Annotated in this window: 9 protein-coding genes; 5 read left to right on the top strand and 4 right to left on the bottom strand. The window is 68.1% G+C overall.

The genetic code is table 11. The annotated features are described in order from the left end of the window. The first annotated feature begins 29 nt into the window (after nt 1-29). From GQ56_RS0100445 to GQ56_RS0100425, 5 genes are all read left to right on the top strand, one after another. On the top strand, nt 30-1,220 hold the full coding sequence (locus GQ56_RS0100445) for a glycosyltransferase family 4 protein (RefSeq protein WP_031396776.1): 1,191 nt from the start codon (nt 30-32) through the stop codon (nt 1,218-1,220). A 38-nt stretch (nt 1,221-1,258) separates the two neighbouring features. Next, entirely contained in the window at nt 1,259-2,512 is a 1,254-nt protein-coding gene (locus GQ56_RS0100440; RefSeq protein ID WP_031396775.1) for an oligosaccharide flippase family protein, read from the top strand. A gap of 312 nt (nt 2,513-2,824) precedes the next feature. Next, the gene (locus GQ56_RS0100435) at nt 2,825-4,036 is read left to right on the top strand and encodes a hypothetical protein (RefSeq protein WP_235212599.1); all 1,212 of its coding nucleotides are present in this window, start codon (nt 2,825-2,827) and stop codon (nt 4,034-4,036) included. After that, nucleotides 4,033-5,385 carry a cellulase family glycosylhydrolase gene (locus GQ56_RS0100430; RefSeq protein WP_031396773.1) on the top strand — a complete coding sequence of 451 codons (1,353 nt, stop codon included), beginning with the start codon at nt 4,033-4,035 and terminating at the stop codon, nt 5,383-5,385. The genes GQ56_RS0100435 and GQ56_RS0100430 overlap by 4 nt, the downstream gene beginning before the upstream one ends. A 45-nt stretch (nt 5,386-5,430) precedes the next feature. Beyond that, on the top strand, nt 5,431-7,674 hold the full coding sequence (locus tag GQ56_RS0100425) for a GNVR domain-containing protein (protein ID WP_043300964.1): 2,244 nt from the start codon (nt 5,431-5,433) through the stop codon (nt 7,672-7,674). A gap of 120 nt (nt 7,675-7,794) precedes the next feature. Here the strand turns inward: GQ56_RS0100425 and GQ56_RS0100420 are convergent, their stop codons facing one another. From GQ56_RS0100420 to GQ56_RS0100405, 4 genes are all read right to left on the bottom strand, one after another. Beyond that, a complete protein-coding gene (locus GQ56_RS0100420) occupies nt 7,795-8,874 on the bottom strand; it encodes a glycosyltransferase family 4 protein (protein WP_031396771.1) in 1,080 nt (359 codons plus the stop codon). A 112-nt stretch (nt 8,875-8,986) separates the two neighbouring features. Further along, nucleotides 8,987-10,135, bottom strand: a complete 1,149-nt coding sequence (locus tag GQ56_RS0100415; protein ID WP_031396770.1) for a glycosyltransferase — start codon at nt 10,133-10,135, stop codon at nt 8,987-8,989. Nucleotides 10,136-10,561: 426 nt separating this feature from the next. After that, the gene (locus tag GQ56_RS0100410; protein ID WP_031396769.1) at nt 10,562-12,136 is read right to left on the bottom strand and encodes a mannose-1-phosphate guanylyltransferase/mannose-6-phosphate isomerase; all 1,575 of its coding nucleotides are present in this window, start codon (nt 12,134-12,136) and stop codon (nt 10,562-10,564) included. Beyond that, entirely contained in the window at nt 12,133-12,717 is a 585-nt protein-coding gene (locus tag GQ56_RS0100405; RefSeq protein ID WP_034196846.1) for a GNAT family protein, read from the bottom strand. Before GQ56_RS0100405 ends, GQ56_RS0100410 begins: the two co-directional genes overlap by 4 nt. Nucleotides 12,718-12,740 lie beyond the last annotated feature (23 nt).

Below are 12,740 nucleotides of genomic sequence, written 5' to 3'. Positions count from 1 at the left end.
CGGCCCAGCGTACATTGAGGGCCGTCGCGATGCGTGTGCTGGTGATCAACGACTTCGTCCGCAAGGGTGGGGCCGAGGAGGTGTACCGGGTATCCGTCGATGTGCTGCGCGCCCGCGACGGCGTCGTGGTCGAAACCTTCGACGAGCATGCGCTGCCCGATGCCGGGAACAGCCGGCGCGCGCGCGCCTGGTCGCCGGCCGCCGCGCGCGCGCTCGTTGCGCTGCTCGAGCGGTTCCGTCCGCAGCGGATCCTCGTGCACAACTATCACAACCTGTTGTCGAGCGCGATCCTGCCCGTGCTCGCCCGCTACAAGCGGCGCTCGGGATGCGGGTTGTACCTGACCGCGCACGACTACCATCTGCTGTTCTACAACCCGAGCCTGATGGTCTACTCCGGCGGACGGGCGCGGCCGTTGTCGCTCGATACGCTGCGGCGGGCGCGGCGGGTCGTCTTCACCGCCAGCCCGCACGGCGTGCTGCACGACGTCGCGAAGAAGCTGCACTGGCATGCGGTCAACGCGCTGTTCGATCCGCTCGGCCTGTTCGACGAGATTCTCTGCCCGAGCCCGTTCATGCGCGACCTGATCGCGGGATCGAGCCGCACGCCCGCCACGCTGCTGCCGAACCCGGTCGATGCCACGCTCGTTCCGCGTGCGCCGAAGCGCGCGAGGGGCGAACGTCTCGATCTCGCGTTCGTCGGCCGCGTGGAAGCGGACAAGGGCCTCGCGCCGTTTCTCGCGCTGATGGCCCAGCCGGCCGGCGATGCGATCGCGTCGCTCACGGTCTACGGCGACGGATCGGAGCGGGGCGCCCTCGAGAGCGGTTACGCGGCGCTCGTCGATTCGGGCAGGCTGCGATTCGCCGGACGCCTCGATCACGAAACGCTGTTCGCCGCGTTGCCGATGCACGACGCGCTCGTGATGCCGTCGATCTGGGTGGAGAACGCCCCCCTCGTGATCGTGGAAGCCGCGATGCTCGGGCTGCCGGCGCTCGTGCACGACATCGGCAGCCTGTCGACCTTCGGCGACGAGATCGGCAACAAGATTCGCTACCGCAATACGCCCCAGGACTTCGCGCGAGCACTGGCCGGACTGCGCGCGCACCTCGATCGCGAGAATCGCCGCTACGACTGGTCGCGTTACTCGGTCGACCGTTATGCGTCGTCGCTGTGCGCCGTACTCGGCATCGGCACCGAGGGTCCGCGCACGTGGGCACACTGACAGTCGGCGCACTGTTCACATTCAGCCCGTAGAGCACGATGACCGCCGTTCGAAAAAATTTTGCGCTGTTGTTCGCGCTGCAGATCTCGACGTACGTCGTTCCGCTCGTCACGTTGCCGCTGCTGACGCGCGTGCTCGGCCCGCAGCAGTACGGCACGCTGTCGTTCGTGCTGGCGGTCGCGACATACTTCATCAACCTGGCGAACTACAGTTTCGACCTGACCGCGACGCCGCGTGTCGCCCTCGCGAAGGACCGGGCCGAACGGTCCCGCATTTTCTGGACGACGGTGTGCGCGCAGTGGATGATCACCGTCGCCGGCTTCGCCGTGCTCGTGGGGCTGACCGTGCTGATCCCGCATTTCGCGGCGGAGCGTACGGCGCTGCTGATCGGGTTCGGAATGGCGATCGGCGCCGCGCTGACGCCGGGCTGGTACTTCCAGGGAATCCAGCGGCTGAGCGTCTACAGCGTCACGGTGGTCGTGTACCGCGCACTCAGCGTGGCGGCCTTCTTCATGTGGGTTCGCTCGCCGGACGATCTCCTGCCGGCGGTCGCGATCAACGCGGCGGTGCCGTTGCTGTGCGGGGTCACGCTGCTTGCGTACCTGTTCCTGCATCGCGAGATCGAGGGCGTGCGCGTGCGGTTCGCCGACATCGTCGACGCGCTGAAGGGCGGTTTCCAGGTGTTCCTCGCGTCGACGTCGATCTCGTTCTATGCGTCGACCAATACCGTGCTGCTGAGCATCGTCTCGGGGAACGTCGCCGCCGGCTATTTCGCCGCGGGCGACAAGCTGATCCGGGCCGCGGTCGGCCTGTTGCAGCCGCTGCGGGCGTCGACCTATCCGCACGTCACCTATCTGATGCATCACGCGCGCGACGAGGCCTTCGCGTTCCTGCGCAAGCTGATCGTCATGCAGGGCGCGCTGGTGCTCGCGATGTCGGCGGCGATCTACGCATGCGCGCCGCTCGCCGTCCGGATCCTGTACGGCAGCTCGTTCGCGCCGACGGTCGGCGTGCTGCATTGGCTGGCGCTGGTGCCGTTCATGGCCTGCATGACGGACCTGTTCGGCGTTCAGACGATGCTGCCGCTCGGCATGAAGCGCGCGTTCAGCCTCATCCTGATCTCGTCCGGCGTGCTGAACGTGACCCTGCTGCCGCCGCTGGCGATGCTGTTCGCCGAGCGCGGCGCGGCCATCGCGGTATTGATCGCGGAAACGGCCGTCGCGGCGGCGCTGGCGTACGTGCTGCGCCGCGAGCGGGTCGGCCTCGTCAACGTGCCGGCGCGCACGGGCTGACGCGCGTCGCGCCCGGCGCGCCCGACGGCGGCGCGGCGCGGCCGCGCGATCTTCCGGCCCCGCGAGCCTGCTTTGCCGCGGCACGGAAAGTGTGGGTTGTCGAACGTTTCTTCCGGGGGCCCCCACCTATACTGGCCTGACATCAGCGCGGGCGGGCGACGCCTCGCCGCGCCTGATCGGCGCATGTCGCACGGGGCGGTCTGCGCGAATCCGGTCGCGCGCCACGCGTTCGCGTCGCTCCGCTCGAAAACATGTGTCTCCAGCGTCATGAACGGAAACCGATCGATAAACCGGCTTTGGGCCGCCACATTCATGATCGCGATCGCGAGCGAGGTCTTTTCCGGCGCGATTCGCTATTACACGTCGATCGCGGGCGTGTCGATGCTCGGCTATCTGCCCAAGGCCCTGATGGTCGGCTGCATCGCGCTCGGCCTCGCGATCCGTCCGCGCGTCGATACGCTGCTGGTCGCCAGTTTCCTCGCCGTGCAGCTGTGCGTGTCGCTCGCGAACGGCGTCAGTCTCGTGGCCGCATGCTTCTGGATATGGACGGTCGCGCCGTTGCTGTTCGTGCTGCTCATGCCGCGCGGCGCGCTTGACCTGCTCGAGTCGGACGCGATCCGGGGCGCGATCGTCCTGCTGGCGACGGCCTGCTGCGCGGGGGTCATGCTCAACGGGCTGGTCCACCTGCCGTGGGTCGGCGGCAGCATCGACGTCGACGGCGTCAACGTGCAGCTCGCGTCGTCCAATTACGTCGGCACGGTGCCGCGCCTGACCGGTTTCGGCCGCAGCAGCGCCACGACCGGCCTCGTGATCGGCCTGCTGACCACGTGGCTCGTCCCGCGCCTGCGCAACGCGCTGGCGATCGCGGCGCTGCTCGCGATGTCGGCGTATGCGATCTGGGCCACCACCAACAAGACGACGCTCATCGCGCTGTCGCTCGTGCTGTTCTGCTTCACGACGCTGAAGACGCCGGGCCTCCGGCGCGCGTGCATCGTCCTGACGGGATTGATGATCGTCCTGCCGATCGTGGGCTGGGTCGTCGCCACGACGACCAACGTGGGCGTCGCCGATACGGGTTCGCTGGCGTCGATGCAGGACCGGCTGTTCAACACCTGGCCGAAACTGCTCGAAGGCATGGCGAACGCGAATCTGCTCTGGTTCGGCGTCGGGCCCGGCGGTTTCGGTTCCGCGACGGCGTACTACACGGCCGACTTCGGCTTCAATACGGGCTACGCCGACAACGCGGCGCTCTATGTCGTCGCGAATATCGGCGTGGCGGGGGGGCTGCTCGTCATGCTCCTGTTTGCGCAGCGCGTGCTGGCCAGTCGCATCGACGATCCGCGAGCGTGGGTGATGCTGCTCTTCGTGCTGTTGAGCGGCGTGACCACGGACATTTTCGAGGCGCTCGGCTGCCTGCTGTTCACGGGCCTCGCGATCCGCACGCTGACCGTGCGTGCCGGCCGCGTGCACGAACCGCGTCGCGACAGCGCCGGGCGCACGGCGACCTGGGCGGGAAGCCGATGAGCACGGGCATCGAACCCGCCCGCGCGAAAGCGTGGGCGAAATGGTTCGCCGCCGCGCTGCTCGGCGCCGTCGTGATATCGGCGGCGTCGAATTCCGCCCGCTCGGACGAGCCGCCGGTCGTCCTGCCGAACCCGACGCAAGCGCCCGCACCGCCGTACGTCGCGCTTCCGCGCTTTTTCGACACGCGGGCGAACACGGGTGTCGCGATCCACGAGATCGACGATCCGGCGCTGCTCGACGCGGTACGGGACGCCGGATTCTCGTTCGTCCGTACCGATCTCTTCTGGGATTCGGTGGAAACGCCGCACGGCTGGGATTTCTCGCGCTACGACGCGCTTGTCGCCAACCTGCGCGCACGTGGGCTCGGCGCGTTGTTCATTCTCGGCTACGGGCATCCGCGATACGCGCCCAAGCAGCCGCCGACGTCGCCCGCGCAGATCGCCGCATTCTCCGAGTATGCGACGCAGGCCGCGCGGCACTATCGCGGCGAGCCGGTGCGCTTCGAAGTGTGGAACGAGGAGGATCACAAGGATTACTGGCTCGCGCCGCCGTCGCCGGCCGCGTACCGGAACCTGCTGGTCGCGACCGTCCGGGCGGTCAAGGCCGCGAATCCGGACGCCGTCGTCGCGACGGGCGGCGTCCAGCAGGTCGACCGGGCGTTCATCCGGTCGGTGGGCGATATCGGCGGCGCGTCGCAGCCCGCACCCGACGCGGTCAGCGTGCACCCGTATCGGCAGACTGCGCCGGAGACCGCGCTGGGCGATTACGCCGTGCTCGCACGGGATCTCGCCGCGTACCGCACGGCGCCGGCCATCTGGGCAACCGAATGGTCGTATCCGACCTATGGCTACAAGTACGTATCGCATACCCGCGACGGTCACGATCCGGTCGCGCGCGAGCGCCAGGCGCGCTACGCGGTGCGACGCCTGCTGGTCGACTGGATCGCGCAGATCGGGCTGAGCGCGTACTACGACATGCGCAACGACGGGCGCGACCCGACGAACATGGAGCACAACTTCGGGCTGCTGGACGCGGACAACACGCCGCTGCCGGCCTACGTCGCGGTTCGGCACCTGTTCGCGTTCACCGCGAACGCACACGCCGCGCGCGTGTTTCTCGATCCCGTCCGGCGCGTCGCCGTCCTGCAGTTGCATGCCGACAAGGTCGTGAAATACGTCGTCTGGTGCTACGAAAGCGGCAACGCGGTCGATATCGACCTGTCCCGGTTGCCTGCCGCGGGTACGTCCGCAACCGATCTCTACGGCGCGTCGCTCGACATCGCGCGCCGTCGATTGACGCTCCGCGAGGAGCAGGGCCCGGTGTTCATCGTGTCTGCGACTGACCGATAGCCGGCGAGCAGGATCGGAAACGATCGCCTCATACAGAAAACAAACATGAAATTCAACGCACGAAACCTCGAATATCCGCAACGGGTACCGGACGAATCCGGGCTGATGCAGCTTTGGCAATCGGTCGCACGGCATCGCCGCCTGTTCTTCGGGACGATCGCGACGACGTTCGCCGCGGGCGTGCTGTATGCGCTGCTGGCCACGCCGCAGTACCGGGCCGAGGCGCTGCTGCGCGTCCAGACCAAGCCGGGCTCGTCGATCAGTTCGCTGTCGGACGTCTCCGGCACGATCGCGGCGTCGCCGTCCGCGTCCGACGAAAGCGAGATGCTGATTTCGCGCGCGGTCGTCGACAGCGCGATCGACGCGACCGGCGCCGATCTCGACATCCGCAACGCCAGCCGGTTTCCGCTGATCGGCGCGTTCCTCGCGTCGCGCGTCGACGGCGACGACGCACTCGCGCCGGCGCCGCTCGGACTGACGGGTTACGCGTGGGGCGGCGAGCGGCTCGACATCGGCGAATTCTCGATTCCGTCGGGTGCGCTGGGCGACCGGTTCAGGATCGTCGCGGACGAGGCGAACGACTGGACGCTCTACGACGACGACAATCACGCGCTCGCGCACGGCAAGGTCGGCGAAACCGTGCCGTTCCAGTTGCCCGGCGAGGCGACGGCCGGCCGCCTGCGCGTCGACACGTTGCGCGCGCGTCCGGGCATTGCGTTCACGGTGCGCAAGCAGCCCGAACCGCTGGTGTACGACAACGTCTCGAAGCACCTGAAGACGGTCGTGCCGAACCGCGATTCGACGCTGGAATCGCCTTCGATGATCCGTCTCAGCTACCAGGCCGACAGTTCGCGTGACGCGAAAAAGATGGTCAACGCGATCGTGCAGGCGTACTTGCAGCGCGACCTCGCGTTCCGGACGGATCGCGCCCGGCGCAATCTGGACGCATTGCACCAGCGCTTGCCGGCGCTGAAGCACGACTTGCAGAAAGCCGAGGACGATCTGAACCGGTACCGGACGCAGAACGGCGCGATCGACGTCGATCAGCAAGGCGCCGCGCTGATCGGCCGGCTCAATACGCTCGCGGAGCACCAGACCGAGCTGCAGATCTCGCTCGACGACGTCAGGCAGCGCTTCTTGCCGAAGAGCTTCCAGTACCAGACGGTGCAGTCGCAGCTCGACCAGGTGAAGCGCGAGATCCGCGACACGAGCGCCGAGGCGGCGAAGCTGCCCACGACGCAGCGCGAATTCGTGCGGCTGTCGCGCCAGGTGACGATCGCGACGCAGCTTTACACGGGCGTGGTGACCAATGCGCAGCAGCTCGAGATCGCGATTTCCAGCGCGGCGCCGGGCGTGACGGCGGTGGACTGGGCGGTCGCGCCGTTCCGGCCGGTGTGGCCCAAGCGCGGCATCATCGTGCTCGGCGCGTTGTTCGCCGGGGTGTTCCTGGCGCTGACGGGCGTGCATCTGCTGTCGCTGTATCGCCGCGAACTGCATTCGGCCGGCGCACTGGCCAGGTTGACCGACCGCCCGTGTCTCGCGAGCGTGGCGTCGTCGCCGGCGCTGGCGGCGTTGCCCGGCGGACCGCGCGTGGCCGCGCTGCCGCTCGCGGCGACCCATCCGGACGACGCGGGTGTCGATTCGGTACGTGCATTGCGGGCGAGCCTGAAGGTCGCGCTGGCCCAAACCGGGCGCGGCGGCGGCAAGGTCCTGCTGTTCACCGGGGTGACGGCGGGCGTCGGTTGCAGCTTCGTGGCGTCGAACCTTGCGTATCTGCTGGCGGGGACGAATGCCAGTGTGCTGCTGATCAACGCCGACCTGCGCGCGTCGTCGACGGCCGGCGGCCCGGGGCTCGCACAGGTGCTCGACGGCACGGTGTCGCCCGAGGTCGTGACGCTGCGCGTCGCGGGCAGCCAGCTGTCGATCATGCCGGCGGGCTCGCCGGGCACGGCGTCACCGGGCGAACTGCTGGAATCCGCGGCTTTCGCGAAGCTCGTCGCGTCGGTGCGCGAGCATTACGACTTCGTCGTGATCGACGGGCCGCCGCTGCTGACGAACAACGATGCGCTCGGCATCGTCGGCGTGAAGTGCGACGCGCACGTGCTGGTGTCGCGCAGCGGACTGACACGCGCCGCCGACGTCGAGACGGCGTTGTCGCGCCTGCAGAGCATCGGGGCCGATATCACGGGGCACGTGTTCAATACGTACGCGGGATCGATCCGGCCGGTCGTCGAGCGCGTGCGCACGCGTCGCTTTCCGGTTCGGGCGACCGAGCGTCAGCGGGTGTAGCAGGGGGTGTCCTGATGTCGCGGGTTCGCGACGGGCGTGGCCCCGGCATCGAGCCGGGCCCGCCCGATCCGCGGCGGCGACGGTTTGCGGGCATGCGTCCGGCGACGCATGCCGCGCGCGTCAGAGCGTATTGAAGATCCGCGCCATCGTTTCCGCGCTCTTGCTCCAGCTGTATTGCTCGGCGTGAAAGGCGCCGCGGCGCTTCAGGTCCGCGCGGAGTTCGGCGGAATCGAGCAGGCTGCGCAGTTTTTCCGCGATGTCGTTCGACGAGTAAGGGTCGCAGTAGAGCGCCGCGTCGGCGCAGACTTCGGGCAGCGCCGCCGTTCGTCCCACGAGAGTCGGGCAGCCGTACCGCATGGCTTCGAGCGGCGGAATGCCGAAGCCCTCGTAGATGGACGGGTAGAGGAAGCAGGCCGCGTGTTGATACAGCGCCTTCAGCTTCTCGTCGCTGATGTACCCGGCGAACTTGATGTTCGGCTCGGTCGCGGCGATGTCGTCCTGCGCGCCGAACACGGCGGTATTGCGCATGCCGACGATGACAAGATCCACCGACGGATCGCCGAGCTGCCGAAACGCCGCGATCATGCGCGCGAAGTTCTTGGTGGGATTCATGCTGCTCACCGCCAGCACGAACCGGCCGGGCGTGAGCGCGTGTTCGTTCAGCACGCTCGCGTCCGGTTCCAGCGAATCGAGATGGTCGGCCCCCAGCGGCACGACGCTGATCTTGTCCGCCGACACGCCGCAATGATGCGCGAGGCGATCGCGCGAGAAGCGGGAGTTGGTCAGTACGCAGACGGAGGTGCGCGCCAGTATCCAGAACATGACGCGGTACCAGGCCCGGAACAGCCGGGAGAAGTGCGCGGGCGTGTCGAACACCGCCGCGTCGTGCATGTAGATGATCTGGTTGCCGAGGAAGATGGACGCGGAATTGCTCAGGTTGACGATGCGGTCGCGGCGCGCAAACAGCGGGAGGACCAGTTGCTCCCAGATCACGCCCTTGGAGAAACCGATCCTGACCGTCCGGGTGCCGCTCACCACGGCGTCGGTATGCGGGGGAACCAGCACCGTGACGGAATCCTGGGGCTGCAGCCTGACCAGCGCGGCGATCAGTTCGCGTGCGACGCGCTGGACGCCGGTCGTTTTCTGCGTGGCGAAACGGCCGTTATAGACGAGTTTCCTGGGTTCTTTAATGTTGCTCATGTGAAATCCGGTGAAATCGCTGCGCGGCCGGGACCCGTACGGATCGTGCCGGGCCGCGCCGCTCGCGTGGCCGCCGGGGCCGGTTCGGCCCGTTCCCGGCGTCGGCGAGCCCTCACGCCTCGACCCGGTCGGGCGCGGCATGCTCGAAATACGATGCGTCGGCGCGACGCGGGATCGCGTCCAGTCCGTAAAGGGAACGCCACTGTCGGAAGATGGAAGTCATCGAAAACCGATGGAGTGCAAACTTTCTGGCCGATTCCCCCATTTGTTCGCGAAGCTGCCGGTCGTCGCGGAGCAGGGCCACGTACCGCGCCATCTCGTCGGCGTTCGACGCGACGTAGCCTGTCACGCCGTGAATCACCACGTCGCGGTTGCCGACGACGTCGGTCACGACGGCGGGCAAGCCCGCCACCTGCGCTTCGATCAGCGCCACCGGCATGCCTTCCCAGCGCGACGTCTGGACGTAGATATCCAGCCCGGCGGTCAGCTCGAGCGCTTGTGCGCGCGTGACCCAGCCGCTGCAGGCGACCGCGCGGCTTTCGCGGGGATCGGGGATCTCGGCGGCGTCGCCGCCGATCCAGAGGAACTCGACGTCGGACGCGCGGAGTTCGGACGCCAGTTGCACGAACGCCTGGTGATTTTTCTGGAACGACGCGCGACCGCTCATGCCGATGGCGATCCTGCGATCGTCGCGTGTCCGGCGCGCCGGGATTTCGGCAACGTCGACGCCGTTTTCCACCAGTACCGCCGATTTCGCGCGAATCCTTCCGTTGATCTCCCTCAGTTCGCTGTCGGAGCAGGCGACGATGGTTCCGCCCAGGCAGGCGGCGATTCGCTCGAAGCTCAGGTACGCGAACTGCTTGAGCCGGGAAACGTCGCAACGCAGGAACGAGAGCCCGTGCGGGGAATAGAACACCTTCGCGCGCGGCGCGGCGATCCGGGCCGCTACCCGCCCCAGCACGCCCGCCTTCGACGAATGGAGATGGATCACCGTCGGCCGGTACTCGCGCAGGCACCGGGCCAGCGCGCGCGCGCCGCGCAGGTCTTTCGAGAGGCTGACTTCGCGATCCATCTCGACGTGGACGAGCCTGATGTCGGGATGGAACAGCGACGGAAAATCGTCCGGCGTTTCCGGCCGGATGGCGTGCAGGACGGTCACGTCGGCGCCCGTTGCCGCGGCGTGATTGGCGAGATGGACGAGCATCGAGAGCACGCCGCCGCCAAACGCTTCGACGATATGAACGATCCGTTGTGTGGTCATCTTCGGGGCAGCCTGTTCGACCGGACGCGGCACGGTCGCCTGTAAAAACGCATGTCGGGCGGGGCGCGATGTCGCTGGCTTTCGTCCCGCTCTCCGGAATGGATCAAAAGATATGTATGACTAAATAAATGGATGGGTTCGAGCGTTGTCATTCATGCCGGTGCCGCCAAGGTCATCCGTGCGGCATGGCGTCGTGCGGGAAGAGGGCGCGCGGTGCAGGACCGATATCGCGGAAGGACGGAACGCTTCTCCACGCACGAAGTGGGCGGGAATCGCGTCGCCCGACCGGGAGGGCGTGCACGAAGACGCGTGATTCCCGGTGCCGAACGCATTGTGCTACGCATGCGCGGCGGGCTGGGTGCGATGGCTTACACTGCGCCGCGCGCGTCGAAGCCTGACGCGCGCGGCGGCCTGCCCCCGGCACGCCTAGCCGGCGACGTCCGGCGCCGTGACGGGCGCGGGCGCCTGTTGCGATGCGAGCGCGACCGGTTGCGCCGCGCGTGACTCGACGGCACGCCCGTACTGATCGTCGAAGCGGACGATATCGTCCTCGCCGAGATAATTGCCCGACTGCACCTCGATGATTTCGAGCGGGATGCGGCCGGGGTTCTCGAGGCGATGCACCTGGCCGACGGCGATGTAGGTCGACTCGTTCTCGCAGAGCAGGAAGGTTTCGCTGCCGCGCGTGACCTTCGCGGTGCCGCGCACTACGATCCAGTGCTCGGCGCGGTGATAGTGCATCTGCAGCGACAGCCGCTTGCCGGGCTCGACGACGATCCGCTTCACCTGGAAGCGCTCGCCGAGATCGATCGAATCGTAATGGCCCCACGGCCGCTGCACCTTGCGGTGCTCGCTCGCCTGCGGGCGCCGGTCGATCTTCAGGCGCTCGACGATGTTCTTCACGCGCTGCACGTCGTGCTTGTTCGCGACCAGCACCGCATCGGGCGTCTCGATCACGACGACGTCCTTCATGCCGACGCACGCGATCAGGCGGCCTTCCGAGCGCACGAGGCTGTCCTGCGTATCCTCGAACACGATCGGGCCGCGCGCGACGTTGCCCTGGTCGTCCTTCGGCATGATTTCCCAGATCGCATCCCAGGTGCCGACGTCCGACCAGCCGGCCGCGAGCGGGATGACGATGCCTTCGATGCCGAGGTCGCCGCGGTTCGCGAGGTGTTCCATTACCGCATAGTCGATCGAATCCGACGGGCACGCGTCGAAAGCAGCCGAGTCGATCCGGAAGAACGGATCCTCGGCGACGCCCGCGCGCCAGGCGGTTTCGCATGCCGCGTGGATGTCCGGCGCGAGCGCGGCGATCGCCTTCAACCAGACCGACGCGCGCGTGACGTAGATCCCGCTGTTCCACCAGTAGTCGCCCGATTGCAGGTAACGCTCGGCGAGCGTCGCGTCGGGCTTTTCGACGAAGCGGCCGATCGCGTAGCCGCCCTGGCCGCCGACGCGGCCCGCACGCGGCGAGCCGACCTGGATGTAGCCGTAGCCCGTTTCGGCGCGGCGCGGCAGCACGCCGAGCGTGACGATCGCGCCTTCCTGCGCGTAGCGCGCGGCGCGCGCGACCGCGTCCTGGAACGCGCCGACGTCGGCGATCACGTGATCGGCCGGCATCACCGCGAGCACCGGATCGTCGGCGAGCGCGCTTGCGTCGAGCGCGGCAAGTGTCAGGGCGGGCGCGGTATTGCGCGCGGCCGGTTCGATCAGGATGCGGGGCGACGCCCCACGGCCGAGCACCTGCGCGGCGCTCATGATGCGATGCTGCTCGCCGCAGACCAGCAGCAGCGTATCGTCGAGCGACGCGTTCGCGATGCCGTTCAGGCGCCGCGCGGTCGCCGACAGCGGCGACTCGTTCGAGGTCAGCTCGATCAGCTGCTTCGGATACTGCTCGCGCGACAGCGGCCACAGCCGCGTGCCGGAACCGCCGGCAAGGATGACCGGAAGAATGCGCGGCATGTCGGGCTCGCGAACCGGGCGAAGGGTGCGGGTCATCGGTTGGCTCCGGTGTCGGCGGGCTGCCGGTGGTAGGTGCGGCCTTCGGCGCGCGTGTCGTCGTTGCGTGACCGATGCGCCGAAACGGCCCGGGACAGCAGGGTGCGCAATGCGCCGGCGGCGCGATCGGCCGACCGGATCAGGCCGACGAACGGCGCGCCCTGTTCGAGATACGGGCCGTAGGCCTTGCGGAATCCGAAGCGCTTGTAGAACGCCTGGCGCGGCGCGGGGACGTGCGTGCGCACGGCGGCGTCGGGCCACGCCGCCTGCGCGGCGGTGAGTGCGCGCCCGATCAGCCGCTCGAGCGTATCGTCGTCGCGGCAGCGTTCGCTCGTCAGTACCTTGTCGATCACGACGTCCTGATCGATGTCGTCGCCGGGCAGGATGCGCGCGTAGGCCGCGACTTCGGTCGCGTCGCCGTCGCGCACGGTCGCGTAGACGTGCAGCGCGCCCGCGTCCTTGCCGTCGATGTCGAGATGCGTGTGCGCGTCCTCGACCACCAGCACGGCGTTGCGCGCGCGCAGGATTGCATAGAGATCGACGGCGCTCAGATGTTCGAATTCACAACAATGCCATTCCATGATGCGGTCCTCGCGTGATGCCT

The organism is Burkholderia paludis, assembly GCF_000732615.1.
In the GTDB taxonomy this organism is placed as follows: Bacteria; Pseudomonadota; Gammaproteobacteria; order Burkholderiales; family Burkholderiaceae; genus Burkholderia; species Burkholderia paludis.
The sequence above is the reverse complement of the archived record's forward strand: the minus strand, read 5'-3'. Positions and strand labels throughout refer to the sequence as shown.